The 26,243-nt window shown below is 41.6% G+C and carries 20 protein-coding genes and 1 pseudogene; 13 read left to right on the forward strand and 8 right to left on the reverse strand.

The window, feature by feature from the left end; translation table 11 throughout:
* The first annotated feature begins 2 nt into the window (after positions 1–2).
* Positions 3–1,304, forward strand: coding sequence for a hypothetical protein (locus tag AC2D3N_RS04255; protein WP_484692879.1), 1,302 nt, complete (start codon positions 3–5; stop codon positions 1,302–1,304).
* A gap of 46 nt (positions 1,305–1,350) precedes the next feature.
* Here AC2D3N_RS04255 and AC2D3N_RS04260 read toward each other — a convergent pair whose 3' ends face one another.
* Together AC2D3N_RS04260 and AC2D3N_RS04265 are read right to left on the reverse strand one after the other, a co-directional pair.
* The gene (locus AC2D3N_RS04260) at positions 1,351–2,022 is read right to left on the reverse strand and encodes a response regulator (protein ID WP_079678588.1); all 672 of its coding nucleotides are present in this window, start codon (positions 2,020–2,022) and stop codon (positions 1,351–1,353) included.
* 38 nt (positions 2,023–2,060) lie between these two features.
* A complete protein-coding gene (locus AC2D3N_RS04265) occupies positions 2,061–3,131 on the reverse strand; it encodes a sensor histidine kinase (protein WP_079678590.1) in 1,071 nt (356 codons plus the stop codon).
* 345 nt (positions 3,132–3,476) lie between these two features.
* On the opposite strand from AC2D3N_RS04265, the gene kdpA reads away from it, so the two are divergent.
* From kdpA to AC2D3N_RS04295, 6 genes are read left to right on the forward strand one after another with little or no spacing between them, the layout of a single operon-like run.
* Positions 3,477–5,159, forward strand: coding sequence for a potassium-transporting ATPase subunit KdpA (kdpA, locus tag AC2D3N_RS04270; protein ID WP_484692880.1), 1,683 nt, complete (start codon positions 3,477–3,479; stop codon positions 5,157–5,159).
* Positions 5,160–5,197: 38 nt separating this feature from the next.
* On the forward strand, positions 5,198–7,264 hold the full coding sequence (gene kdpB, locus AC2D3N_RS04275) for a potassium-transporting ATPase subunit KdpB (protein WP_484693731.1): 2,067 nt from the start codon (positions 5,198–5,200) through the stop codon (positions 7,262–7,264).
* Between the two features lie 43 nt (positions 7,265–7,307).
* Complete coding sequence (locus AC2D3N_RS04280) at positions 7,308–7,577, forward strand: potassium-transporting ATPase subunit F (protein WP_079678595.1); 270 nt, start codon at positions 7,308–7,310, stop codon at positions 7,575–7,577.
* 48 nt (positions 7,578–7,625) lie between these two features.
* On the forward strand, positions 7,626–8,210 hold the full coding sequence (gene kdpC / locus AC2D3N_RS04285) for a K(+)-transporting ATPase subunit C (RefSeq protein WP_079678597.1): 585 nt from the start codon (positions 7,626–7,628) through the stop codon (positions 8,208–8,210).
* Complete coding sequence (locus tag AC2D3N_RS04290) at positions 8,207–8,614, forward strand: hypothetical protein (protein WP_484692881.1); 408 nt, start codon at positions 8,207–8,209, stop codon at positions 8,612–8,614. Before kdpC ends, AC2D3N_RS04290 begins: the two co-directional genes overlap by 4 nt.
* Entirely contained in the window at positions 8,559–9,356 is a 798-nt protein-coding gene (locus tag AC2D3N_RS04295; RefSeq protein WP_484692882.1) for a hypothetical protein, read from the forward strand. The genes AC2D3N_RS04290 and AC2D3N_RS04295 overlap by 56 nt, the downstream gene beginning before the upstream one ends.
* A gap of 17 nt (positions 9,357–9,373) precedes the next feature.
* On the opposite strand, the gene AC2D3N_RS04300 is transcribed toward AC2D3N_RS04295, so the two are convergent.
* Both AC2D3N_RS04300 and AC2D3N_RS04305 read right to left on the reverse strand, forming a co-directional pair.
* Positions 9,374–10,627 (reverse strand): glycoside hydrolase family 10-like protein, encoded by a 1,254-nt coding sequence (locus AC2D3N_RS04300; protein WP_484692883.1) that lies wholly within the window; start codon positions 10,625–10,627, stop codon positions 9,374–9,376.
* A gap of 219 nt (positions 10,628–10,846) precedes the next feature.
* The gene (locus AC2D3N_RS04305; protein WP_484692884.1) at positions 10,847–12,388 is read right to left on the reverse strand and encodes a bifunctional aminoglycoside phosphotransferase/ATP-binding protein; all 1,542 of its coding nucleotides are present in this window, start codon (positions 12,386–12,388) and stop codon (positions 10,847–10,849) included.
* Positions 12,389–12,567: 179 nt separating this feature from the next.
* On the opposite strand from AC2D3N_RS04305, the gene AC2D3N_RS04310 reads away from it, so the two are divergent.
* Positions 12,568–13,569 carry an adenosine kinase gene (locus AC2D3N_RS04310; protein ID WP_484692885.1) on the forward strand — a complete coding sequence of 334 codons (1,002 nt, stop codon included), beginning with the start codon at positions 12,568–12,570 and terminating at the stop codon, positions 13,567–13,569.
* Positions 13,570–13,826: 257 nt separating this feature from the next.
* On the opposite strand, the gene AC2D3N_RS04315 is transcribed toward AC2D3N_RS04310, so the two are convergent.
* The 4 genes and pseudogenes from AC2D3N_RS04315 to AC2D3N_RS04330 all read right to left on the reverse strand — a co-directional run bounded on the left by AC2D3N_RS04315 (position 13,827) and on the right by AC2D3N_RS04330 (position 20,015).
* On the reverse strand, positions 13,827–14,411 hold the full coding sequence (locus AC2D3N_RS04315) for a 50S ribosomal protein L25/general stress protein Ctc (RefSeq protein WP_484692886.1): 585 nt from the start codon (positions 14,409–14,411) through the stop codon (positions 13,827–13,829).
* Positions 14,412–14,533: 122 nt separating this feature from the next.
* Complete coding sequence (locus AC2D3N_RS04320) at positions 14,534–15,544, reverse strand: dihydroorotate dehydrogenase-like protein (RefSeq protein ID WP_484692887.1); 1,011 nt, start codon at positions 15,542–15,544, stop codon at positions 14,534–14,536.
* A 223-nt stretch (positions 15,545–15,767) separates the two neighbouring features.
* Positions 15,768–19,413: pseudogene (nifJ, locus tag AC2D3N_RS04325) on the reverse strand (pyruvate:ferredoxin (flavodoxin) oxidoreductase).
* Positions 19,414–19,781: 368 nt separating this feature from the next.
* Positions 19,782–20,015, reverse strand: coding sequence for a HypC/HybG/HupF family hydrogenase formation chaperone (locus AC2D3N_RS04330; protein ID WP_484692888.1), 234 nt, complete (start codon positions 20,013–20,015; stop codon positions 19,782–19,784).
* Positions 20,016–20,419: 404 nt separating this feature from the next.
* On the opposite strand from AC2D3N_RS04330, the gene hoxE reads away from it, so the two are divergent.
* The 5 genes from hoxE (at position 20,420) to AC2D3N_RS04355 (ending at position 26,234) form a co-directional block, all read left to right on the forward strand.
* Entirely contained in the window at positions 20,420–20,959 is a 540-nt protein-coding gene (gene hoxE / locus AC2D3N_RS04335) for a bidirectional hydrogenase complex protein HoxE (protein ID WP_484692889.1), read from the forward strand.
* 249 nt (positions 20,960–21,208) lie between these two features.
* Entirely contained in the window at positions 21,209–22,825 is a 1,617-nt protein-coding gene (locus AC2D3N_RS04340) for an NADH-ubiquinone oxidoreductase-F iron-sulfur binding region domain-containing protein (RefSeq protein ID WP_484692890.1), read from the forward strand.
* A 233-nt stretch (positions 22,826–23,058) separates the two neighbouring features.
* Entirely contained in the window at positions 23,059–24,708 is a 1,650-nt protein-coding gene (hcp, locus tag AC2D3N_RS04345) for a hydroxylamine reductase (protein WP_484692891.1), read from the forward strand.
* A 273-nt stretch (positions 24,709–24,981) separates the two neighbouring features.
* Entirely contained in the window at positions 24,982–25,698 is a 717-nt protein-coding gene (hoxU, locus tag AC2D3N_RS04350) for a bidirectional hydrogenase complex protein HoxU (RefSeq protein WP_079678616.1), read from the forward strand.
* A complete protein-coding gene (locus tag AC2D3N_RS04355; protein WP_079678617.1) occupies positions 25,686–26,234 on the forward strand; it encodes an NADH-quinone oxidoreductase subunit B family protein in 549 nt (182 codons plus the stop codon). Before hoxU ends, AC2D3N_RS04355 begins: the two co-directional genes overlap by 13 nt.
* The last annotated feature ends 9 nt before the right edge of the window (positions 26,235–26,243 follow it).

Raw genomic sequence — 26,243 nt, forward strand, 5'->3', positions numbered from 1 at the left:
CAATGGTTCTTAATCCTAGTATTATTAATGCTGTTGAAAAACTGGGATATCGGGTCACCAGTGGCGATGTAGCAACTCAAGCCGGAATTGATATTAATATTGCCCAACGGGAACTTTTAGTCCTGGCATCGGAAGCTGGAGGTCATTTGCAAGTTGCGGATTCAGGAGATATTGCCTTTGAATTTCCTCGCAATTTTCAAGCAATTCTGCGGAATAAATATTGGCAGTTAAAGTTAAAAGACTGGTGGAATAAAATTTGGAAAGTTTTATTTTATCTGATTAGAATTTCCTTTGGAATTATTTTAATTGCCTCGATTCTTCTGATTGTCGCTGCTATTATTACGATTTTAGTTGTGATTAATTCAAATCAAAATAATAATAGTTCCAGTAATAATCGTAGTGGTGGTAGTTGGTTTTGGATAGCTTGGTTGATGCCTGATTTTCGGTGGTTTTATAGTGTCGATAATAATAATTATCAACGCCAAAAAGCCAAGAGTAGCGAAAAGCAACAGATGAATTTTTTTGAATCTATTTTTTCGTTTATTTTTGGAGACGGGAATCCGAATTATAATTTAGAAGAACGCCGATGGCAAACCATTGCAAAAGTTATTAAAAACCAAAAAGGAGCGATTATTGCTGAACAAGTAACTCCATATTTAGATGAAATTGGCAGTTCCATGGCTCAAGAATATGAAGATTATATGTTGCCGATTTTAACTAGATTTGATGGTAGACCGGAGGTGAGTCCAGAGGGACAGTTAATCTATCATTTCCCGGAATTACAAATCACCGCCAAAGCATCTAATTCTCAGTCAGTTCCTGCTTATTTAAAGGAAAAATCTTGGCGATTTAGTTTGGCAAGTTCCGGGCAAATTATGGGAGCAATTGGTTTGGGTTCGGTTAATTTGATTGGAGCATTAATGTTAGGGAGTTTATTGAAAAGCCCTGAGATTGCTGGATATTTAACCGGATTTTTAGGATTTGTTCATGTAATTTATCCAGTTCTATTGATTTATGGTATAGTATTTTTGACGATTCCTTTAATTAGATATTTCTGGGTACAATGGAAAAATCAAAAAATCAATATTCGCAATACAACTCGCAAAGACAGAGTTAATATTTTGGATGATGATAATTCAATTATACAGAAAAAACTCAATTATGCCCGCCAATTTGCGAAGAAGAATGTAATTAATAAAGATGATTTAGCTTATACAACTGAAACGGATTTATTAGAACAAGAGGAACAAAATTCTGATAAAATTGATGTAGAATGGCAAAAACGTTTAGATGAATCTGAATAATCATAAAACAGGCAAAAATCAAATTTTATAACAGTTGAATCAGGAATTATGAAGGTTTAGAAATTAATCCTTTTTGAATCGCTAAAATGGCGGCTTGGGTGCGATCGCGTACCTCTAACTTTTGTAAAATAGCATGAACATGACTCCTAACCGTTCCTGATGTAATATGAAGTAAATTAGCAATTTCTTGATTAGTTTTGCCATCGGCAATTAAGGCTAAAATTTCCTGTTCCCTGTGGGTTAAATCATGATCAGTGATCGCTGAATTTTGGGTTTCTCCTGATTTGATATTATCAAACAATGTCCGAATTTCTGCCGTTACGGTTTGATCCCACCAAAAAGCTCCCGCCGCCACAGAATATAAAGCTAAAATTAGTAAATTTGGTTCAATTCCTTTTAAACAATATCCCGATGCACCCGCCTTAATTAATCGTTCAATTAGGCTTTTTTGGGAATGGGAAGTTAAGACTAAAATCGGAATTTCAGGATGGTTTTGTTTGATTTGACGACAGGCTTCTACGCCTCCAATTCCCGGTAATCCTACATCTAATAGTACCACATCGGGTAAATATTGATTTGTCAATTCAACAGCTGTTTCTCCATCAGTCGCTTCTCCAATAATTTTAATTTCTGGTTCTTTTTGCAAACGAATATTTAATCCTAAACGGAATAATTCATCATCTTCGACTAATAAAACTCTTAATAGGTTTGATGGCATTTTTACTAACTTTTTTCAAAATATTTTAAGTGTTACAGTTAAATTTCTCCCTGAGCCAAAGCCGGAAGACGAAAACAAAATATCGCTCCATTGGGAATTTTGTTTTCTGCCCAAATTATACCCCCATGGGCTTCAATAATTTGTCGAGTCAAGTATAATCCTAATCCTGAGCCTTGGGCTTGGCGATCGCTATTTCCCTGATAGAATCGCTCAAATAAATTGGGGAGTTCTGCGGGGGTTATTCCTAAACCCTGATCTCGAATTTTCACCACTTGAAAATTAGCTTCAGACTCCAATATCACCTCGACCCGACCCCCACGGGGAGAATGATTAATCCCATTAATTAATAAATTGCTAAAAACCCTCTGAAGTTGCAGTTGATCGCCTTTTACCCAGAGAAATCGCCGAAAATTGGAATCCCGATAACTTAAACCCAAATAAATGCGCCGGGTTGTGGCTAAAGCTATTAAAGTTGCGATCGCTTCTTCTGCAATTCTGACCAAATTAATCGGTTCTAAATTTAGTTTTAATCCCTCAGTATCATTGCGGTAAACATCCAATAAAGTTTGAACTAATTGTAAGCTGCTTTGGTGAGAACGCAACATCATATTAAGAATTTTTTCTTGAGTCGAATTAATTTCACCAAATTGTCCATTTTGAAAGGATTTTAGAGTTTCAATTGCCCCTAAAAGGGGTGTTTTTAAATCATGGGTTAGAGTAGAGGCAAAATCTTCTCGAACACTGGCAAGTTTGCTGTGAGCTTGGAGTTGAACTTGTTGTTGGGCGATCGCTTCTTCATAACGACGAGCGCGATCACTTAACCAACCTGTAATAATTAAGGCAAAAACAGCAATTACTCGATTACCGACTGTTGCTAAATTGATAATTTCATGATTCGGAAAAACCAAGTTTAATAACGTTAATAAACAAGCGACCACGGTCACTTGTAAGGTAATCCTCTGATTCAAACGGGGGTGAGCTAATAAAATAGTAATTGTGTAAAGATAACCAAAAATATATTCTGCGGGGGTCATATATTCTAATAAAATTACCACCGTAAATAATCCTAAAATTAACCAATGAATTTTTAAAGTATTTTTTAAAATCATAATTTATTTATCAATTACTATTTTTAATCTAGCTTAAAATTACCGTTGAAAGTGAACTATAGCAATCCGCGCTGTAATATTTTATCACAGGGGTTAGGAGACCCAACCCTATTTCTGCCTAGGTTTAGAGACCCAACCCCTAGATTTTTTTAGGATTGGTATATATCTCTAGTTATACTCATCTATATCAAGGGGTTTATTGGCTCAGATAGGAGTAGCTACATATCTCTTATATTTTTGGCTTATATCGTGTTCTGCTCAAAATTATACTTTTCGTTAGATGGTTTTATCTGGAAAAAGTCAGACAATCAAATTAAATTCTACGGCTAATCTCTATCATAATTTATGTGGCAAGGCTTTTTTCAAATTGCCCTAACTTTGGGACTATTAGTGGCGATTGTTCCTATTCTCGGAACCTATATTGCTGATGTTTTCTTAGGGAAAAAGACCCCTCTTGACCGCATACTTAATCCCCTGGAACACCTGATTTATAAACTCAGTGGAGTTCGTTTACAAAGGGATATGACAGGTTGGCAATATGCTCGTGCCATGCTTTTGATCAACTTAGTCATGGGAGTTTTTGTCTATTTTATCATCAGTTTACAAGGAGTTTTACCCTTAAATCCCATGCAATTAAATCCTCCACGTTGGGATTTAACCCTACATACAACCATTTCATTTTTAACCAATACGGATCAACAACATTATTCCGGTGAAAACACCCTCAGCTATGCCAGCCAGGTACTTGCATTAGGGTTTTTAATGTTTACTTCGGCTGCGACAGGTTTAGCGGTTTCTATCGCTTTTATTCGAGGAATAACAGGTCGCGCATTAGGGAATTTCTATGTTGATTTTATTCGTTCTATTACTCAAATTTTATTACCTATTTCCTTAATCGGTGCAGTCATTTTATTAGCATTAGGTGTGCCTGAAACCTTAGCTGGGTCGCAAATTGTTACACCCTTAGACGGAGGAACCCAAGTCATCGCTAGGGGGCCAATTGCCCATTTTGAAATCATTAAACAACTCGGAGAAAATGGAGGCGGTTTCTTTGGGGCAAATTCAGCCCATCCCTATGAAAATCCCAATGGGTTTTCTAACTTAATAGAAACCTTAGCAATGGTTAGTATTCCTGCTGCTTTGATTTATACCTTTGGAATTTTTACCCAGGATAAAAAACAAGCTTGGTTACTGTTTGGAATGGTATTTTTAATCTATTCTAGCTTTATCATTATTACCGCCCTGGGGGAATTTCAAGGAAACCCAATTGTTAATCATGTTCTCGGTCAACAAGCCCCGAATTTAGAAGGAAAAGAAATCCGGTTCGGTTGGGCAGGAACAGCATTGTGGGCTGTTACCGCAACTGGAACGATGTGTGGTGCTGTTAACGGAATGCTGGATTCCTTTATGCCAAATGGAGGTTTTTCAAGTTTATTTAACCTGTTTTTACAAATTGTTTGGGGGGGACAAGGAACCGGAACAGTCTACTTATTCATTTTCCTGATTTTAACAGTGTTTTTAACCGGATTAATGGTGGGTAGAACTCCAGAATTTCTAGGGCGAAAAATCGAAAAACAACAAATTATTCTCGCCAGTGTAATTTTACTGGTTCACCCCATTGCCATTCTAATTCCTGGTGCTATTACCCTCGCCTATCCTCAACTTTCAGGGATTTCAAACCCGGGATTTCATGGCATTTCCCAAGTGATTTATGAATATGCTTCCGCCGCCGCTAATAATGGCTCAGGATTTGAAGGATTAGGGGATAATACTATCTGGTGGAATCTGAGTACCAGCGTTGTACTTTTAGCCGGACGTTATATCCCAATTGTGGCGTTATTACTGTTAGCAGAAAGTCTATTAAATAAACAACCTGTTCCCGAAACTCCTGGCACTTTAAAAACCAATTCTCTCCTATTTACTAGTGTTACAATGGGAGTTATTTTGATTTTAGGAGCCTTAACATTCTTGCCTGTTTTAGCATTAGGGCCAGTGGCAGAAGCCTTTCAAATTGCTAGTTTCAAATAATCTCTCTGTTCTTCCTTAAATACTCCTGCAATTTTATGATGCGAACTCGCTTAAATAAACGACAACAAAAAAGGCAAAAAAAAGTCAATACTAAAGGACTTTATCAACGGGCATTTCGGGATGCTTTTGGCAAACTCGATCCGCGATACATGATTAAAAATCCTGTGATGTTTGTCGTTTGGTTGGGAACAATAATCACAGCCTTATTAGTTCTTGATCCTAACTTATTTGGAACCGTTCAAGGAGAAAATAATCGCTTTTTTAATTTCCTCGTCACAGTGATTTTATTGTTAACCCTTCTGTTTGCAAATTTCGCCGAAGCGATCGCAGAAGGAAGGGGAAAAGCCCAAGCAGATTCCTTACGTTCTACGAAAACAGAAACCACCGCCCGAAAATTATTACCCGATGGTTTGATTGAAGAAATTAGCTCCACATCGTTAAAAAAAGGAGATCAAATTAAAGTTATTTCTGGAGATATGATTCCAGTGGATGGTGAAGTGATTGCGGGAGTTGCCTCCGTTGATGAATCAGCAATTACGGGAGAATCTGCCCCGGTTTTGAAAGAACCAGGAAGTGATGTTGCTAGTTCTGTAACCGGGGGAACTCGGATTATTTCTGATGAATTAATCTTGCGGGTGACATCGGAACAGGGGAAAGGATTTTTAGATCGAATGATTGCTTTAGTTGAAGGAGCAGAACGGACAAAAACCCCGAATGAAATTGCCTTAACGGTTTTATTAGCCGTATTAACTGAAGTTTTTTTAATTGTGGTTGCGACGATTTCACCCATTGCTAATTACGTTCAAACTCCAGTTAGTATTGTGATTTTAATTGCCCTATTGGTAGCGTTAATTCCCACAACAATTGGCGGTTTATTAAGTGCAATTGGAATTGCTGGAATGGATCGAGTGGCTCAATTTAATGTTGTTGCCACATCAGGGCGGGCGGTGGAAGCCTGTGGGGATATTAATACTTTAGTCTTGGATAAAACTGGAACAATTACTTTAGGAAATCGACTGGCTGAGGAGTTTATTTCAGTTAATAATCATACTCCAGAAGCCGTTGCTAAAGTGGCACTCATGGCTAGTATTTTTGACGAGACACCAGAAGGAAAATCAATTGTTAGACTCGCGGAAAAAATGGGGGCGATGGTTAATTTTGATCGAGAATTAGCCGAAGGAATTGAGTTTTCTGCTAGAACTCGCATGAGTGGTACAAACTTACCTGATAACAGTGAAGTTAGAAAAGGAGCAGTTGATGCCATTAAGGGGTTTGTTCGTTCTCGTGGAGGTCAACTAACGGATGATTTAGATATCGCTTATCAGCGCGTTTCCCGTTTGGGTGGTACACCTTTAGCCGTTTGTAAAGACAGTGAATTGTATGGAATTATTTACTTGAAAGATATTATTAAACCAGGAATTAAAGATCGCTTTGACCAACTGCGACGGATGGGAGTCCGAACCGTAATGTTAACGGGAGATAATCGAATTACGGCGGAAGTTATTGCCCAAGAAGCGGGGGTAGATGACTTTATTGCCGAAGCCACTCCAGAGGATAAAATTGCTGTAATTCAACGGGAACAATCCCAGGGTAAATTAGTAGCAATGACCGGGGATGGAACCAATGATGCTCCAGCCTTAGCTCAAGCGAATGTCGGGTTAGCAATGAATTCTGGAACCCAAGCTGCAAAGGAAGCAGCAAATATGGTTGACTTAGATTCTGATCCCACAAAATTGATTGATTTAGTTACCATTGGTAAGCAATTATTGATTACCCGTGGGGCATTAACTACTTTTTCTCTTGCTAATGATATTGCCAAATATTTTGCGATCATTCCAGCGATGTTTTCTGCGGCGGGTATTGGCAGTTTAAATATTATGGGGTTAGCGAGTAGTCAATCAGCTATTTTATCCGCCCTAATTTATAATGCTTTAATTATCCCAGCCTTAATTCCTTTGGCCTTAAAAGGGGTTAAGTTTCGCCCCGTCAGTGCAAATCAATTACTTAGAGAAAATATTTTGATTTATGGATTAGGAGGAATCATTGCACCCTTTATTGGAATTAAAATGATTGATAGCATAATCGCTGTTATTGGTTTAATATAAAAATAAACTAGGTTTCTAGGGTCAAAAAAAATAGGAGTAAAAAATGAAAACATTAGACGATTTTAATTCAATATTACCCAGTGAACTCAAAGGAATAATTTCCCTAATTCAAACTCAAGGTAAACGCAACTTTTTACCCCTTTCTTTGTTTTTCCTGTTATCTTGTAATTTAATCTTTGCCCCCGTAATTTATGCAGCAACGGGAGAAGAAATAACTCGCAAAGCAGCTTGGGCTATTGGAGTTTTAATTTTAGTCACAATAGCCATAGCCCTCTATTTATTAGCTGTGATTTTGCAACCTGAACGGTTTTAAAAACCAGTCAAACCATTAAAAAATGTACCTTCAATTTCAAAATATACTATGTTTAGAGATTTGTTAACCGCCATCCGCACTACCCTAGTTTTATGGGTTTTAACGGCTATTTTATACCCGATTTTGATTCTAATAATCGGTCAAGGAATTTTCCCATTTCAAGCGAATGGAAGTTTGATTAAAAATCCTCAAGGAGAGATTGTTGGTTCGGCTTTAATCGGTCAGAATTTTACCTCCAATCGTTATTTTATCTCCCGTCCGAGTAGCGTTGATTATAGTCCCGTTAAAGATGGTTTAGCAACGGGAATTTCAGGAGGGAGTAATTTAGCACCGAGTAATCCAGATTTGTTAAAAAAAGTAACAGAACGAATTAATCAACTACAATCTAATAATATTACTCCAACGGCGGATTTAGTTTATTCCTCGGGTTCAGGGTTAGATCCTCATATTAGTATTCAAGCCGCAAACGCCCAAATTCAACGAGTCGCTAAGGCGCGTTCTTTGAATCCCAATCAAGTGGAAATTCTCGTTAACAAAAATACCAAAAATAGATTTTTAGGAATTTTTGGAAAACCGGGAGTTAATGTGCTAAAACTAAACCTAGATTTAGACAACCTATCCAATTCACGATGATTAACAGCAGTGAAATTGAAACTCAAAAGAATTCCCCTGAATCCTATGATCAAACATCCTCTCGAAATCGAGGAAAACATAAAATTTTTATTGGGATGTCTCCTGGGGTCGGTAAAACCTATCGAATGTTAGAAGAAGGACATCAATTAAAAGAAGAAGGGATTGATATTGTAATTGGGTTATTAGAAACCCATGGACGGGAAGAAACCGCAGAAAAAGCCATAGATTTAGAACTTATTCCTAAAAAAACGGTTTTTCATCAAGGAATAACGTTATGGGAAATGGATACCGATGCGATTTTAGCTCGTCAACCTCAATTGGTTTTAGTGGATGAATTGGCTCATACTAATGTTCCGGGTTTCTATTCGAGAAAAACGCTATCAAGATGTAGAAATTATTCTTAATCATGGAATTGATGTCTATTCAACGGTGAATATTCAACATTTAGAAAGTTTAAATGATTTAGTTGCAAAAATTACGGGAGTTATTGTTCGAGAACGAATTCCCGATCGTCTTTTGGATGAAGCGACACAAGTTGTGGTAATTGATGTGACCCCAGAAACCCTACAAGAACGGTTAAAAGAGGGTAAAATCTATGCACCTGAAAAAATAGAACAAGCGTTACAAAATTTCTTTCAACGTCGTCATTTAGTGGCGTTGCGAGAGTTAGCTTTGCGGGAAGTTGCTGATAATATTGAAGCTGCCGCAGAAACCACTGAAAAGACTTTATTTTGTAATGTTCATGAGCGAGTTTTAGTTTGTATTTCTACTTATCAAAATTCCCCTCAACTTTTGCGGCGAGGATTACGTTTAGCGAATGCGATGAAAGCGCGTTTATATGGGTTATATGTGGAAAATCCAGAACGTTTTTTAACGAAAGAAGAAAGTTTACTGTTAGAAACTTGTCAGGATTTAATTAAGGAGTTTGGGGGAGAATTTATTAGGGTGAAAAGTTATAATGTTTCTGAAGCGATCGCTCAAGTTGCTCACCAATATCATATCACTCAAGTTGTTCTCGGACATACACGCAAATCTCGCTGGGAATTGGTTTGGAAAGGATCACCTGTTCAACAATTATTAAAATATCTCAAAGGAGTTGATATTCATATTATTGATGCTGAGAAAATATTGAATTTACCCTCTTAATATTATGGGATTTATAGCTAATCTAAAAATAAGGTTTTAAAGCTTTGGCGACGATATCGGGGGGAGTCGGGAGTAAAATAACTCCAGAGGGTTTCCCAATAAAAAAATGAGATTCCATCAAAGCCGCGATCGCGCACAACCTTCATTTGTTTTTCAATTTGCTCCATGGGAACAGGATGTCTTAATGTTCCACTTAATAACCCAATAATGACCGGAACTTTCCGCCGTGCAATTTGAACTGATTCGTGGTCTAATTCTGAAATAAATTTTCCCATACTATCTCGATAAACCTGTAAAATAATTTCATCTACTAATCCTTGATTCACCCAAGTTAACCAATCCTGTAAATACATTTCATAAGTATATTCATAGGGATTAGGAGATAGAGAAATAATACAATTAGGTTTAACTATTTTAACTTTTTTAACAATACGTTGAACTAACTCAGTGATTTTATTGGCTCTCCAACTTCGCCATTCTTGATCATAATAATTATTGGGGGGAGATTGACCATTATGTTCTTTTCGATAAAGTTTAATGGTATATTCATCATAACCAAATTCCACAGGAAGACCGAAATGATCATCCAGTTGAATCCCATCAATTTTATATTTCATAACGACTTCTAAAATTAAATCTTCAATAAACTGCTGAACTTGCGGATGAAAGGGATTTAACCAGACATTCTGAATCGTCATCGATTCTAAAATTTGATTCACAATCCAGTTTTTAACTTTAGTTTGATAGGAAACATCCTCGCTATTTCTGAAATGATTTAATTCTTTTTCGCCTTTTTGAGTTTCAGCAATCCAGTCGGGGTGTTGTTGCACAATAGCCGAGTTTTTAGGAGCCATAAACCCATATTCAAACCAAGGAATGACTTTTAACCCTTTTCGGTGTCCTTCTAAGACAATTTTTGAGAGAATATCTCCCCCTAATTGGGTTATATTTAATAGGGAATCTTGAGAGCGACCCATGACTCTTTTCCCCACTGCACTTTTATAAAAGGTGTTTCCTCGGTTCCAAACAACGGGATAAATGGTATTAAATTTGAGTTGCGATAATTGTTCTAAAGCACGATTAATTCCCCAGGGAAAAAATAAGACTCCACTACTAACATTGGTTAACCAAACCCCTCTAATTTCATTCGGGATAATTAAAATAGGTTGGGGGGAGGTGGGCGGAATTAAAAGGGCGATCGCTAAAATCAATGATAAAATTAAACTGGAAATCCCATAGATAATTAAGCTAGTTTTTTTTCTTAATTTCATTATTATACCGCAGATAAAATATTGATCAGTCCTAGGGAGTTTGCTATTCGTATTAGTGTCAACTTCAGCCCTAGAAACTCCTGCTTTAACCCTTAGATTAGATCCCCCTAAATCCCCATTAAAAAGGGGGACTTTGAATTTTAATTTTCGGGCTGTCCTGGTGGAATAAGTGCATCCAGTTCCCCCCTTTTTTAAGGGGGGTTAGGGGGGATCTAAATTTTAATATAATTTCTTCCATTGATTATCGATATTTTGGGTTGTATCAATAGTAGTAAGATAGCTTTTTTCGGAATCTGTAAAAGGTTGAGATATGGCACGTTGAGATGTTAATAAATCAATAGTTGCATCAGAAATATCCCCCTGACGTTGTTGTAAACGTTCTTGTAAAATATCCATGGGTGCTATACATTCAACAATTTGTAACGGTAATTGATTGGTATTACAGGTTTCTATTACTTCTCCCCGTCGTTCTTGTTGCTCATATTTGGCATCTAAAATTACCCAAAATCCTTGTTTTGCTAATAATAATCCTAACTCTAATAGTTGTTTATAGGTCTTTTCTGTCATCTCTGGAGTATAGATTTCTTCTCCTCCTGGTTCATGGAGAGGAACATTCGCTAAATGTTTTCTCACCGCATCGGAACGAATATGAATTGCATTTAATTGTTTAGATAGTTGTCGGGCGGTTGTGCTTTTTCCTGACCCCGATAACCCCGACATCATGACTATTCCTCCTGGAGATCTGCGGGTATATTGCCAAGCTAATTTATAATATTGAGTGGCTTCTTGTTTGGCTGTTTCTTTCTGTTCTTCAGAAACGGCAGGATCATCTAATATTAAGGAATTAACTTTAGCTCTAACATAGGCTTGACGGGTTAAATAAAAGGGTAATAATTGTAATCCTTCCCAGTCTCCCGTTTGTTCTATATAAGTATTTAAAAACCGATTTCCCAAATCAGTCCTTCCTCGTCCTTCTAAGTCCATAACCACAAAAGCCACATCATAAATCACATCTACAAAGCGAAATTCTTGATTAAATTCAATTCGATCAAATAAAATAATTTTGTCTTGATAAATACAGATATTTTTTAAATGTAAATCTCCATGACATTCTCGAATCCATCGGTTTTCAATTCGACTTTTAAAAATAGCTTCATAGGTTTCAAAAAATCTATCTGTATATTCTTTAGTTTGTTCATATTGTTCTTGAGTTTGACAACAACCAATATATTTTTCTGTTTTTTGATAATTTCCATCAATGGAATGGCGAACTTGAGCAATTTCTCCAAATTTTAAAATTTCCTCATTTGTTGGACAATTCAGATGAAACTTAGCTACGATATTTCCTAAGTCCTCCATTTCTTGTTTTGTGAGTTTATCCTGATTAAATAAATTAATAAATAAGTTTTCTTGAGGAAATTGGCGCATTTTTAAAGTATATTCAATAGCAGGATTTTGATTGTCCCCAAATTGAAAGCGATCGCCTATTTCTACTATCGGTAAAACTTCTAAATATAATTCCGGAGCTTGTTGTTGGTTGAGTTGCAATTCTTGTTCACAGAAATATCGTCGTTTCTCTAAGGTCGAATAATCTAAAAATCCAAAATCAACGGTTTTTTTGATTTTATACGCATATTCTCCCGTTAACAGAATAAATGAAATATGAGTTTGTAAAAGTTCAATGGGTTCTTGTACCGGATGGGGATAAAAGTCCGGTTCTAACATTTGTTGAATAAGTGGAGGAAGGTCAGAGTCAGTCATATTAAAAAAAATAAATATAAAAATGAATTGAGTTACCCAGCAAAAAGGATAATCAGTTGAGTCTTATTTTTATTATCTCACCGAAAAAACCAAATTCTCAGGATTTGAAAATAAAAGTTACAGAAAATTTGATAGGATTAATCATTGAATTGTTCAAACCGTTTTTATAGAAATAGTCAATGACAGAACCCAAATCCTTTAATGTCTTTGGTGTGGGAAATGCCCTCCTCGATATTTTGGCATTAGTTGAGGATGATTTTATTCAAAGCCATGACCTCAACCGAGGCGCCATGACCCTGATGGATACGGTCAAACAGGGAAAATTGTTACAACAATTGGAGAGCCATCCTTTAGAATTACGCTGTGGGGGTTCGGCTGCAAATACCATGATTGCGATCGCCCAAAGTGGCGGTACGGGCATTTATTCGGGTAAAGTGAGTACGGATACCAATGGCGAATTTTATCAACAGGATATGGTCGCCGCCGGAATTGGGTTTGAAATTGAACCCACCGACAGTACCCAAGGGCCAACGGGAACCTGTTTGGTATTAACAACCCCCGACGCAGAACGCACCATGTGTACGAATTTGGGGGTTTCTACAACTTTATCCGTGACGGATATTAATATTGACCATTTGAGTCAGTGTCAATACAGTTATATTGAAGGCTATTTGTGGGATGCCCCCGAACCTCGCAAGGCCAGTATTGAAACCATGGAACAGTCGAAACGCCTAGGGGTAAAGGTGGCGTTTACCTTCTCCGATATGTTTTTAGTGGGACGGTTTGGGGATGATTTTCGCAGTGTTTTAACCGAATATTGTGATGTGTTGTTTTGCAATGCGGATGAGGTGCGTCACTTCTGCGGTAGCGAAGATTTAGAGGTTTGCGCCCGTCAGTTAGGAGAAAAGGCGAATTTTGTTTTTATTACCAATAGTGATAAGGGCTGTTTAGTGGTGGAAAACCAAAGCCTCATTCACGTTCCGGGGTTCCCGGTTAAACCCGTGGATACCGTTGGGGCGGGAGATGCTTTCGCCGGTGGGGTATTATATGGACTCACCAACGGTTTAACCACCACCCAAGCCGCCCGTTGGGGAAATTATCTCGGTTCCCAAATCGTCCAAATTCATGGCCCCCGCTTACCCGTATCTCAACAGGATAAATTAAAGGAAATTATTAGTTAGGCTGTGGGGTCAGAGTTCAGGGTTCAGAGTTCAAAGTTCAGGGTTCAGAGTTCAAAGTTCAGGGTTCAAAGTTCAGAGTTCAGGGTTATTGACGAGCGAGGACACTTATTCCCCTACCTCCCCTGCTCCCCCTGCTCCCCCTGCCTCCCCTACTCCCCCTGCTCCCCTGCTCCCCTACTCCCCCTGCCTCCCCTGCTCCCCCTGCTCCCCCTGCTCCCCCTGCTCCCCCACTCCCCCACTCCCCCTGCTCCTTAAAATTAAGCCTCGGCGTCGCCTTCCTCACCCCGCTCAGGATGAATGATACTAACAACCACCTGTTCGCCATCTCCTGTGGCTTTAACTCCATCAGGTAAGTTGAGTTCTCTAATGTGTAGGGCTTGACCTTGATGTAATTCTGTGACATCAACATCAATACGAGCGGGAATACTACCCGGTTCGCACTCAATTTCCAATTCAGAGAGGACGACATCTAAAAGACCGCCTTCCATTTTCACTCCGACGGGTTCACCGATGAAATGCAGACGAACAGAAACGGTTAAACTGTCTTGTTGAGCCACAGAGAAGAAGCTCAGGTGATAGGGAAATCCTTTCCAAGAATGTTTTTGTACTTCCCGCAGTAGGGTTTTGCCACTCCAAGAGATATCAGGAATGTTCAGTTGAATTAGAGCCTGGTTAACAATGTTCTTTTTGAGTAGGGTTTCTACGGTTTTCGCCGGAATGGTAATGCTAATGGATTCTGCCCCCTGATGGCCATACAGCACCGCCGGAATTAATCCTTGACGACGTAAAGCATTGGGTTTAGAGCCTTCTGGTCGTTTTTGACCTTCAATTGTAATTTCCATGAGGTTTCTTTCGCTTAGGGTAAAACGCTTAAAAATTTTTAGCCAAACTATCATTATACCAAAATCTAGCCAAATCACCATAAAAAATCCTCCCCTGACCAAAGGGAGGACTGGGCTGGGGTCTAAACTAAACTATGATCGGGTTGATAGGAGGTAATGGTCTTCATATATTGGGCGCGTTCATAAGCTGATTCATCCTCACAATGGAGTTGGGACATAGAACCCTGCATTTGTTTAATAGAATGATATTCGTGTTCTTCCATCCAGTGTTTCATATCCGCCTCCATGACTTTAATATAATTAAAACCATGACGTAATAAGGTAGAACAAACCTGGGTAATTTTTGCCCCCGCCATCAATACTTTAATCGCATCATGACCCCGTTGAACGCCACTGGTACAGGCTAAATCCGCATTAATTCGACCATATAAAATGGCAATCCAACGCATCGGTAAACGCAGGTCATGGGGACTACTTAAAATCGTTCCCGGTTCCACAATTAATTCCTCGGGGTTAATATCCGGTTGCAGAAAACGATTAAATAAGACCAAACCATCGGCTCCCGCATCACAACATTGTTTAGCCATATTCGCCATATTACTGAAATATGGACTCAGTTTTAAAGCTAGGGGAATAGTAACTTCTGCCTTAACATCTCTAATGGTATTGAGATAGTTTTGTTCGATTTGTTCTCCAGTTAAATTAAAGTCCGTTGGTACATAATAAATATTCAATTCAATGGCATTGGCTCCCGCCTGTTCCATGAGTCGAGCATATTCCACCCAACCCCCGGGAGAAAAACCATTTAAACTAGCAATAATCGGGATATTTGTAGATTCTCTGGCCTGACGAATATGTTCTAAATACAGTTCTGGCCCGACGTGGTATTCATCGGGTTCAGGAAAATAACTTAACGCCTCTGCAAAGCTATTCGTTCCGTATTCTAAATGATGATGTAGTTCAAATTTATCCCGCAGTAATTGTTCCTCAAATAAGGAATGCAAAACCACCGCCGCCGCCCCGGCATCTTCTAAGCGTTTAACATTATCAATATCCTCCGATAGCGGTGCCGCCGCCGAAGGAACAATCGGGGTGCGTAAATTTAATCCCAGATAAGTTGTGGTTAAATCCATTGTTTTTAGTCCTAAGTTTTAGATGATTAATATTGATTGGTTTTCTGCCGAGATTAGATCCCCCTAAATCCCCCTTAAAAAGTGGGACTTTGAACATCCGGTTCCCCCTTAAAAATGGAGACTTTAATTTTCCAGTTCCGCCTAAAAAGGGGGACTTTAATTTTCCGGTTCCCCCCTTTTTAAGGGGGGCTAGGGGGGATCTAGGGGGCAAGTTAAGAACGGTTTATACCGATGTGGTTTCCGGCGGTTTCCCTTCCGCAGTGGGGGCGGGTTTAGCCTCAGTAGCCCCGTTATTCCCCTTAGTTTCTAAGGGACGAGCGGCCATGTATTCATACATTTTCCAACGGGTACTGACGTCTTGTTGGGCTTCTTTTAACAACCGTTTGGCGTCGGCGGGTTTGCTCTTGGTCAACATTTTGAAACGGTTTCTCCGCATACATCGACGCTTCAACGGGTTTCTTAGGTGATTTAGAATCCAAAATTAACGGGTTTTTGCCTGCTTCTTTCAAGTCGGGATTATACCGATACAGTAACCAACGACCGCTTTCCACCAGTTGTTTTTGATGACTCATGGCCGTTTCCATGTTGATTCCGTGGGCAATACAGTGGGAATAGGCAATAATCAACGATGGCCCGTCATAGGCTTCCGCTTCCAAGAACGCTTTCAGGGTATGTTCATCCTTGGCCCCCATCGCCACACTCGCCACATAAACGTTCCCGTAGGTCATGGCAATCAGGCCTAGGTCTTTCTTAGCCGAGGGTTTACCACCGGCCGCAAACTTGGCAACGGCCCCCCGGGGAGTCGCTTTCGAGGACTGACCGCCGGTATTAGAATAAACCTCCGTATCCAGAACTAAAATATTGACGTTCCGGCCCGTGGCAATCACATGATCTAGGCCTCCGTAACCAATATCATAGGCCCAACCATCTCCCCCAATAATCCAAACGGATTTTTTCACTAAATAATCGGCCAAACTGAGTAACTGTTGGGCATCGGGGGAATGGAGTCCTTGAAGTTTTTCTTTGAGTTGGACAACCCGTTGCCGTTGTTCCCAAATATCGGCCTCTGATTTTTGGGCGTTATCGGTAATTTGGGTAACTAAATTATCTCCCAACTCACCGCCGAGTTTGTGTAACAATTCCAGGGCAAACCCGGCGTGTTTGTCGATGGACATTCGGAACCCTAAACCGAATTCGGCGTTATCTTCAAATAAGCTGTTAGACCAGGCGGGGCCACGACCTTCGGCGTTGGTTGTCCAGGGCGTGGTGGGTAGGTTGCCGCCATAAATAGAGGAACATCCGGTGGCGTTGGCCACGATCATCCGATCGCCAAATAACTGACTGGCCAACTTAATGTAGGGGGTTTCACCACAGCCACCACAGGCGCCGGAGAACTCAAATAACGGCTCTTGCCATTGTTGTTGCCGGATCAGGTCGGGCCGTAATTTGAGGCGATCGGGGTTGGGAATGCCGAGGAAAAAGTCCCAATTCGCCGCTTCTTGTTCCCGCAGGGGTAACTGGGGTTCCATGTTGATCGCTTTTCTCGACGGCATGGATTTATTTTTGGCGGGGCAAACATCCACACAGATGCCACATCCGGTACAGTCTTCCGGGGCGACTTGGATGGTGAATTTTTCCCCGGTAAAGGTTTTATCCTTAACGTCGGTAAATTTGAAACTGGCCGGGGCGTTTTCTAAGACTGCCTCATCGTAGGCTTTACCCCGAATTGTGGCATGGGGACAAACCATGACGCATTTACCGCACTGGATACAGACATCCGCATCCCAGACGGGGATATCCTGGGCGACGTTGCGTTTTTCCCATTTGGAGGTTCCGGTGGGATAAGTACCATCACAGGGTAGTTTACTAACGGGTAAATCATCCCCCCGTCCGGCGATCATCATGCCTTCAACTTCTTTAACAAAGGTTGGGGCTCCGACGGCTACGGGTTCGGCCCGCCGTAGGGTACTGTTGGCCTGGGCAACGTTAACTTCGTATAGGTGTTCTAGGGTATTGTCAACGGCTTTCAGGTTTAAACCAACAATTTCGGCGCCTTTTTTACCATAGGTTTTTTCGATCGCTTTTTTAATTTTGGCGATCGCTTCTTCCCTCGGCAATACTTTGGCTAAAGCAAAGAAACACACCTGCATAATGGTATTAATGCGGTTGCCCATCCCACTATCCCGGGCGACTTGGTTGGCATTAATCACATAAAACTTGATATTTTTTCTGACAATTTCTTCTTGAATTTCTAAGGGCAGATAGTTCCAAACTTCATCGGGGCCGTAGGGACTATTTAAGAGGAAGGTTGAGCCTTCGGTGGCACATTGGAGAACGTCTAATTTTTCGATAAATGTCCATTGATGGCAACCGATAAAATTAGCCCGACTAATTAAATAAATCGACCGGATCGGTTCGGGGCCAAAACGCAGGTGGGAGACGGTCACCGCCCCGGATTTTTTGGAGTCATAAACGAAATAACCTTGGGCATAATTATCGGTTTCTTCCCCAATAATTTTGATTGAGTTTTTATTAGCCCCTACGGTACCATCGGCTCCCAACCCATAGAACATTGCCCGCACCACACTATCGGGTTCAGTGGAGAAATTGGGATCGTATTCTAGGGAGGTGTGGCTAACATCATCATTAATGCCAATGGTAAAGTGATTTTTGGGTTTAGTTTGGGCTAAATTCTCAAAAATACTCTTAACCATGGCGGGGTTAAATTCTTTAGAAGATAAGCCATAACGTCCACCCACCAAGGCTTTAAGGTTTTTAATCTTAGCTTTAAGGGTATCATTATCTCCTAACATCACCTCTTGAACGGCCGTCACCACATCTAAATAGAGAGGTTCTCCACTGGAACCGGGTTCTTTGGTGCGATCTAAAACCGCGATCGCTTTTACTGTTTCGGGCAGGGCCGCAATTAATTGTTCCCCATCCCAAGGTCGATATAATCGAACTTTTAAGACCCCTAATTTTTCCCCTTGGGCATTCAAATAATCTACGGTTTCATGGACGGTTTCACAACCCGAACCCATCAGAATAATTACCCGTTCCGCATCGGGGGCTCCGTGATATTCAAAGAGTTTATAATTACGTCCCGTCAACTGCCCCAATTTATCCATCGCCCGTTGCACAATTTCGGGGGTTTTATCATAAAAAACGTTAACGGTTTCTCGCCCTTGGAAATAAACATCGGGGTTTTGGGCCGTTCCTCGCAGGACGGGACGGTCGGGAGTTAGGGCGCGGTTGCGATGTTCATAAACGTATTTGTCATCGATCAATTCTCGGATATCACTATCCTCTAAAAGTTCAATTTTTTGGACTTCATGGGAGGTACGAAATCCGTCAAAAAAGTGAATAAACGGAATTCGAGATTCTAGGGTAGCGGCTTGGGCAATTAAGGCCATATCCTGGGCTTCCTGCACCGAGGCAGAACACAACAGGGCGAACCCCGTGGCCCTCGCGGCCATGACATCACTATGGTCACCAAAAATCGATAACCCCTGGGCGGCTAGGGAACGGGCGGCGACTTGGATCACCGCACAGGTTAACTCTCCGGCAATTTTGTAGAGGTTGGGGAGCATTAACATCAACCCTTGGGAGGCGGTGAAGGTGGTGGTCAGGGAACCCGCTTGTAGGGCTCCGTGTACCGCCCCGGCTGCCCCGCCTTCACTTTGCATTTCCACCACGGCTGGGACGGTTCCCCAGAGGTTTTTATCCCCCACGGAGGCCCAGGCATCGGCCCATTCTCCCATGGGTGAGGAGGGGGTGATGGGATAAATGGCGATCACCTCACTCAAACGATAAGCAACACGGGCAACGGCTTCGTTCCCATCAAGGGTTGCATAATTTTTTGTATTCATTCTTGGAATTCCTCTCTTTAATAAAAATTTGATGCGATGGCGTAGCCGCCACTTTGTGGCATCGCCCGCTTTTCTACAGAATTATTGTGGTAATTTCCGCGCCTGAATTCATCCTTGCTGATGTTGAGTTTGAATTTACAATGATTGTAGTTCTGTAGTTAAACGGACAGAATTTTCCTTAACAATTAATTCAGCTTTCTCTAATGATCTCCGTCGTTGTTGAATTGAGAACTTCTCAGGTTAAATCCTAATCGAGATTAAAACCTCCTTAAGTTTTGATTAAGAATTTTTGAGATCTACGTTCCTTGAGTTATTGCTTTAGATCATCTAATAAAAATGGCAGAAAGTGGATCACAGCTTAACGTTTTTTAACTTATTGCGGCCATTTGTTCTAAGTCTGTTAAGGTTTGTTGCGCGGCTTGTTCATCCACAATACTCAAAGCAAAACCCACATGAACAATCACATAGTCACCGACTTGAACCTCTGGAACATAAGCCAAGTTGACCTCTTTGACCATTCCACCAAAGCTAACTTTGCCGACTTTTTCCAAGGGGTCATCCCCGGAAATACTCAATAATTGACCTGGAATCGCTAAACACATCGGTACACCTAAAAATGTTACATTTATTGAAGCAAGGACAGAAAACTGATCGAACATCCAGGGAATTTATTCGAGCAGGGATTGTCCCACTATTTCAGTCTGACCCATGCTACATCCATTATTAACCCCGGTTAATTAATTCTTTGCTTTATCTTAATACTTTTTTCCCTAAATTAGCAGTAGACTTACAATTTAGGTGAGAAGTTGGAACCCAAACCAGAATCATCAAGATAAACAACATAGGCGTTGTTTATACAACTCTCAACCTAGTCTATAATCCTTGAGTCCCCCAAGGTTCATGATTAAATTTATGACTCTTTTGTGGTGAACTGAACCCAACTTTTCTGAAGGTATCTTTGATTACAAAATGAGTGATACCCACATCATTAGTAGAGAACAGAACTATGCAATCTTCTACGGTAACTACTGCAAAAACTGATAAACCCAAAGCTGAAGCCACAAAAGGAGGCGATAAACGGTTTAAAGTCCTCGATATGACCATGAAGCGTAACCAATATCGTCAGGACGCTTTAATTGAGGTGCTACATAAAGCTCAAGAATCCTTTGGCTTTTTAGAAGAAGATGTCCTAATTTATGTGGCCAGAAATCTGAAACTTCCCCTCAGTTATGTCTATGGAGTCGCCACCTTCTATCATTTATTCTCCCTGAAACCCAATGGCACCCATACCTGTGTGGTTTGTTTAGGCACAGCTTGTTACGTTAAGGGGGGCGGGGATGTTTTAACCGCCTTAGAAGCCAAAACCGGAATTAAAGCCGGGGAAACCACCGCCGATGGTCAAATTTCGATTATGACCGCCCGTTGTATTGGAGCCTGTGGTATTGCTCCAGCCGTTGTCTTTGATGGCAAAGTCGCTGCGCAACAAACCGCGGAGATGGCCTGTGAGCGGATGGCCGCATGGGAATCAGAGGTAGTAGGGGAGTAGGGGGAGCAGGGGGAGCAGGGGGAGCAGGGGGAGCAGGGGAGGCAGGGGGAGCAGGGGAGCAGGGGAGCAGGGGGAGCAGGGGGAGCAGGGGAGGCAGGGGGAGCAGGGGATGTGAACCCATAACCCATAACCCGTAACCTTCACATCCTAAACCCATTCCCCATTCCCCATTCCCCATTCCCCATTCCCCATTCCCCATTACCCATTCCCCATTACCCATTACCTACGATATAGAGGAAAACAGAAATTATGGAATATAGCGAATTATTAGAACTAGCCGAGAAGGAACAAAAATCCCAAAAACCGATCCGGGTTCATTGTTGTACCTCAACTGGATGTGTGGCCTCAAACTCCTTGGGTGTCAAAGACCAAATGGATGCGGCCGTGAAAGCTGCTGGACTCGAGGAGAGGGTGCAAGTGGTCGGGGTGGGTTGTATGGGATTTTGTGGCCGGGGGCCAATTGTGGAAGTCGAACCCGCCGGACTCCAATACGAGAAAGTCACCCCCGAAGAAGCCCCATCTATTATTGAAGCCCTGAATGGGGGAGAAGCCAAACCCGTCCAAGGCGATCGCAACCATCCCTTTTTTAGTGGTCAACTGCTGATTGTTCGAGAAAATAGCGGTAAAATTGACCCGGAAAAAATTGGCGAATATATCGCCGTGGGGGGATACCAAGCCCTCCACCACGCCGTTTATGAAATGAGTCCGGCCGAGGTGGTGGCAGAAATTACCAAATCCGGGCTACGGGGCCGGGGCGGGGCCGGATATCCCACGGGATTAAAATGGGCCACCGTTGCCAAAATGCCCCCCGGACAGAAATATGTGATCTGCAACGCCGATGAAGGAGATCCCGGTGCCTTTATGGATCGGAGTGTGTTGGAAAGTGACCCCCATCGGATTTTAGAAGGTATGGCGATCGCCGGGTATGCCGTCGGTGCGACCCAGGGCTATATTTACGTCCGGGCCGAATATCCTCTGGCCATCTCCCGTCTGCAAAAAGCCATCCAACAGGCCAAACGTCAGGGAATTTTAGGCAGTCAAGTCTTTGGGTCTGGAATAGATTTTCGCATCGATATCCGGGTAGGGGCGGGCGCCTTTGTCTGTGGGGAAGAAACCGCCCTGATTGCCTCCATTGATGGGGGACGGGGCACTCCTCGCCCGCGCCCACCCTATCCCGCCGTTTCCGGGTTATGGGGGGAGCCCACCTTAATTAATAACGTCGAAACCCTGGCCAATATTGCCCCAATTATTAAAAAAGGCAGCGACTGGTTTTCCAGCATTGGGACAGAAAAAAGCAAGGGGACTAAAATTTTCTCCCTTACGGGCAAAATTCGCAATACCGGCTTAATTGAAGTCCCCATGGGGATTAGTTTACGCCAAATTATCGAGGAGATGGGCGGCGGTATTCCCGGCGGGGTGAAGGTGAAAGCCGTGCAAACCGGAGGGCCATCGGGCGGTTGTATTCCCGCAGAACATTTAGATACCCCGGTAGATTATGAATCCTTGGCCCAATTAGGATCTATGATGGGGTCAGGGGGCATGGTGGTACTGGACGAAGATACCAGTATGGTGCAAGTTGCCCAATTCTATATGGAATTCTGTCGGGGGGAAACCTGCGGAAAATGTGTTCCCTGCCGCACCGGAACGGTTCAACTGTATCAAATGTTAACCAAAATTCTCAATAAACAAGCTACTACCGCCGATATTGAGAAAATGAAACTGTTGTCGGAAATGGTCAAAGCCACCAGTTTATGCGGACTCGGACAAACAGCCCCTAACCCGGTCTTGAGTACGTTGCGTTATTTCCCAGAGGAATATGCAGCCCTGTTGCAACCCGAAGAAAGCGGACGGGTTTCGGGGTCTTAATCTTCGGTGAACATGAGGCGGTTTTTATAGCAATCCGCGCTGACGTTGTAACATTTCAATACTGATATGAAACAGTCAGAAGTATTATCCGGTGTTCCCTATTCCCTTTTGCTCATGAATTTTGAACACAACTCGAATAGGATTGCTATATCTGCAATGGGTGACGATATTGTTGTCAACAAAGATAAAATTCACCCATTGTATCCAATACTTTCAAGTAAGGATCATAAAAAATGTTTTGCGAACAATGTGAACAAACCGCCAGTGGTAATGGCTGCCATCAATGGGGGGCTTGTGGTAAAAGTCCAGAAGTTAATTCAATCCAAGATTTATTAGTCTATTGCTTACGCAGTATTGCCCCCATTGCGTTAAAAGCTTATGAGCTAGGAATTCCAAATCGAGAAATTGATCGATTTACCTGTGAATCGATGTTTTCGACGATGACTAATGTTAACTTTAGTACCAAGCGATTTGCTGACTCGGCCCAACAGGCTTTACAATTTCGGGAAACCTTAAAACAAGCGGTGGAAACTAAAAGTCCCACCCCCATTTCCTGGCCAGAAATTTGTAATTATCAGCCGGATTTTGAGGAAAATTTATCGGAACAGGGACAACAGTTTGCCTTAGATTTAATTCAAAAAGCCAGTGGGAATATTGATATCTATTCCCTGCAATTAACCACCATTTATGGCATCAAAGGATTGGCTTCTTACGCCTTCCACGCCTACGAACTGGGTCAAGAGGATGAAAAGATTTATCAGTTCATCTATGAAGCCTTAGTTGCTTTAGATCGGCAGGATTTAGACGTAAATGCCTGGGTCGGTTTAGCCTTAAAAGTGGGAGAAATGAACCTCCGGGCAATGGAATTATTAGATGCCGGACATACCGGACATTATGGACATCCAACCCCGACAACAGTTCCCTTAAATCATCGTCAAGGTAAAGCTATTTTAGTCTCGGGACATGATATTAAACAGTTAGAAGCCCTGTTACAACAAACCGCCGATACGGGGATTACAGTTTATACCCACGGGGAATTATTACCCGCCCATGGATATCCACTTTTAAAACAAAAATATCCCCATTTGTTCGGACATTTTGGCACAGCTTGGCAGAATCAAACCAAAGATTTTGCTAAGTTTCCCGGGGCGATTGTGGTGACAACCAATTGTTTAATGCCACCCCATGAAACCTATGATCAAAAACTGTTTACAGTTGGGCCGGTGGGCTATCCGGGGTTAGGCTATTTACCCTCAAATGCTGATGGGATTCCTGATTATACTCCAGTGATTCAAGAAGCGCTAGAACTCCCCGGCTTTTTAGATGATGAAACCCCCCGGGAAGTGAAAACTGGATTTGCCCATAATGCGGTTTTAAGTGTAGCTGATCACGTCGTTGAAGCGGTGAAAGCAGGCAAAATTCGTCACTTCTTTTTAGTCGGCGGTTGTGATGGTGCCAAACCCGGACGGAGTTACTATACAGAATTTGTGGAAAAAGTTCCCCAAGATTGTGTTGTCCTCACCTTAGCTTGTGGAAAATTCCGCTTTTTTGATAAAGAATTAGGTGAAATTGGTAACATTCCTCGATTGATGGATGTGGGACAATGTAACGATGCCTATTCTGCCATTCAAATTGCTTTAGGATTAGCTAAAGCGTTTGATATTGGTGTGAATGAATTACCCCTGTCCATGATTTTGTCATGGTATGAACAAAAAGCTGTGGCGGTGTTATTAACCCTGTTATATTTAGGGATTCAAGACATTCGCTTAGGCCCCACTTTACCTGCTTTTATTTCTCCGAATGTATTCCAATTACTATCGGACACCTATCATCTGAAAGCAATTTCAACCCCCGATGAAGATTTAGCCGCTTGTTTAGCCTAGGGTTAATTTCATGGGTGTCAAAGACGGCTGAAAAAATCTGATTACAGCCGAGATTTGATCCCCCTAAATCCCCCTTAAAAAGGGGGACTTTGAGATCAATCCAATTCCCCCCTTCTCAAGGGGGTTAGGGGGGATCAAACCCTTGATATAACACAAATAAAGCCCTAAAAATCCCGTAAAAAATATTAGAAAAAACTGCTACAATGAAACCAGATACATCTTAAAATGAAAGGATTAAATTTGATATTTAAACCTGAGAGGAGATAAAAAATTATGTCCGTAAAAACCCTAGTTATTGATGGAATTGATGTTGCTGTTGAAGAAGGGACATCCGTTCTCAAAGCCGCCGAAGAAGCCGGAGTCAAAATTCCTAAACTCTGTCATTTAGACGGGGTTTCCGATGTAGGAGCTTGTCGGTTATGCCTAGTAGAAATTAAAGGAATTAATCGTTTATTACCCGCTTGTGTAACCGAAGTGGCAGAAGGTATGGAAGTCTGTACCCAAACCCCCCAACTGCAAGAATATCGACGCATGACTGTGGAGTTATTATTCGCAGAAGGAAATCATGTTTGCGCCGTTTGTGTTGCCAATGGTAACTGCGAATTACAGGACGTTGCGATTGAAGTCGGCATGGATCATAGCCGTTTTCCCTATCGCTTTCCTGAGCGAGAAGTAGACATTTCCCATAGTAAATTCGGCATCGATCATAACCGTTGTATTATGTGTACTCGGTGTGTGAGAGTTTGTGCCGAAATTGAAGGAGCCCACGTCTGGGATGTCGGCTATCGGGGAGCCGCAGCTAAAATTATTAGTGGTTTAAATCAACCCTGGGGGGATGTGGATGCTTGTACCTCCTGTGGTAAATGTGTCGATGCTTGTCCCACGGGTTCAATCTTTAAAAAAGGCACCACCACATCGGAAATGCAACGGGATAGTGAAAAACTAGAATTCTTAGCAGATGCAAGAGGGAAACATCAATGGACAAGATAAGATTTGCTACGGTTTGGTTGGCGGGATGTTCCGGTTGCCATATGTCGTTTTTAGACTTAGATGAATGGCTATTTGATCTCGCGGAAAAAGTCGATGTGGTCTTTAGTCCCGTCGGTTGTGACATCAAAGAATATCCTGAAAATGTGGATGTTTGTTTGGTGGAAGGAGCCGTGGCTAACGAAGAAAATTTAGAGTTATTATATCAAGTTAGAAAACGGACTAAACTCTTAATTTCCTTTGGAGATTGTGCGGTCACGGCTAATGTTCCGGCGATGAGAAATATGTTAGGTAGTACGGAACCTGTGTTAAAACGCTGTTATTTGGAACTAAGTGATATCGGGGCTCAATTGCCTCACGAACCAGGAATTGTACCTGAACTGTTAGAGCGAGTTCGTCCGATTCATGAATTAGTTGATATTGACATCTTTTTACCCGGATGTCCTCCTTCTGCGGATAGAATTAAATCGGCGATCGCTCCTTTATTAGAAGGGAAAATGCCTGTAATGGAAGGACGGGAAATGATCAAATTCGGTTAACCGTTGTTG

Source organism: Planktothrix sp. PLAVEN19ND (assembly GCF_057220675.1).

What these genes read in the sequence shown, in the direction of transcription:
- kdpA (WP_484692880.1), top strand. Translation starts at nt 3,477, where the DNA reads ATGTGGCAAGGCTTTTTTCAAATTGCCCTAACTTTGGGACTATTAGTG.
- AC2D3N_RS04340 (WP_484692890.1), top strand. Translation starts at nt 21,209, where the DNA reads ATGGAATATAGCGAATTATTAGAACTAGCCGAGAAGGAACAAAAATCC.
- AC2D3N_RS04255 (WP_484692879.1), top strand. Translation starts at nt 3, where the DNA reads ATGGTTCTTAATCCTAGTATTATTAATGCTGTTGAAAAACTGGGATAT.
- kdpC (WP_079678597.1), top strand. Translation starts at nt 7,626, where the DNA reads ATGTTTAGAGATTTGTTAACCGCCATCCGCACTACCCTAGTTTTATGG.
- AC2D3N_RS04265 (WP_079678590.1), bottom strand. Translation starts at nt 3,131, where the DNA reads ATGATTTTAAAAAATACTTTAAAAATTCATTGGTTAATTTTAGGATTA.
- AC2D3N_RS04330 (WP_484692888.1), bottom strand. Translation starts at nt 20,015, where the DNA reads ATGTGTTTAGCGATTCCAGGTCAATTATTGAGTATTTCCGGGGATGAC.
- AC2D3N_RS04290 (WP_484692881.1), top strand. Translation starts at nt 8,207, where the DNA reads ATGATTAACAGCAGTGAAATTGAAACTCAAAAGAATTCCCCTGAATCC.
- kdpB (WP_484693731.1), top strand. Translation starts at nt 5,198, where the DNA reads ATGCGAACTCGCTTAAATAAACGACAACAAAAAAGGCAAAAAAAAGTC.
- AC2D3N_RS04295 (WP_484692882.1), top strand. Translation starts at nt 8,559, where the DNA reads ATGTTCCGGGTTTCTATTCGAGAAAAACGCTATCAAGATGTAGAAATT.
- AC2D3N_RS04300 (WP_484692883.1), bottom strand. Translation starts at nt 10,627, where the DNA reads ATGAAATTAAGAAAAAAAACTAGCTTAATTATCTATGGGATTTCCAGT.
- AC2D3N_RS04280 (WP_079678595.1), top strand. Translation starts at nt 7,308, where the DNA reads ATGAAAACATTAGACGATTTTAATTCAATATTACCCAGTGAACTCAAA.
- hoxE (WP_484692889.1), top strand. Translation starts at nt 20,420, where the DNA reads ATGCAATCTTCTACGGTAACTACTGCAAAAACTGATAAACCCAAAGCT.
- hoxU (WP_079678616.1), top strand. Translation starts at nt 24,982, where the DNA reads ATGTCCGTAAAAACCCTAGTTATTGATGGAATTGATGTTGCTGTTGAA.
- AC2D3N_RS04310 (WP_484692885.1), top strand. Translation starts at nt 12,568, where the DNA reads ATGACAGAACCCAAATCCTTTAATGTCTTTGGTGTGGGAAATGCCCTC.
- AC2D3N_RS04315 (WP_484692886.1), bottom strand. Translation starts at nt 14,411, where the DNA reads ATGGAAATTACAATTGAAGGTCAAAAACGACCAGAAGGCTCTAAACCC.
- AC2D3N_RS04320 (WP_484692887.1), bottom strand. Translation starts at nt 15,544, where the DNA reads ATGGATTTAACCACAACTTATCTGGGATTAAATTTACGCACCCCGATT.
- AC2D3N_RS04305 (WP_484692884.1), bottom strand. Translation starts at nt 12,388, where the DNA reads ATGACTGACTCTGACCTTCCTCCACTTATTCAACAAATGTTAGAACCG.
- AC2D3N_RS04260 (WP_079678588.1), bottom strand. Translation starts at nt 2,022, where the DNA reads ATGCCATCAAACCTATTAAGAGTTTTATTAGTCGAAGATGATGAATTA.
- hcp (WP_484692891.1), top strand. Translation starts at nt 23,059, where the DNA reads ATGTTTTGCGAACAATGTGAACAAACCGCCAGTGGTAATGGCTGCCAT.
- AC2D3N_RS04355 (WP_079678617.1), top strand. Translation starts at nt 25,686, where the DNA reads ATGGACAAGATAAGATTTGCTACGGTTTGGTTGGCGGGATGTTCCGGT.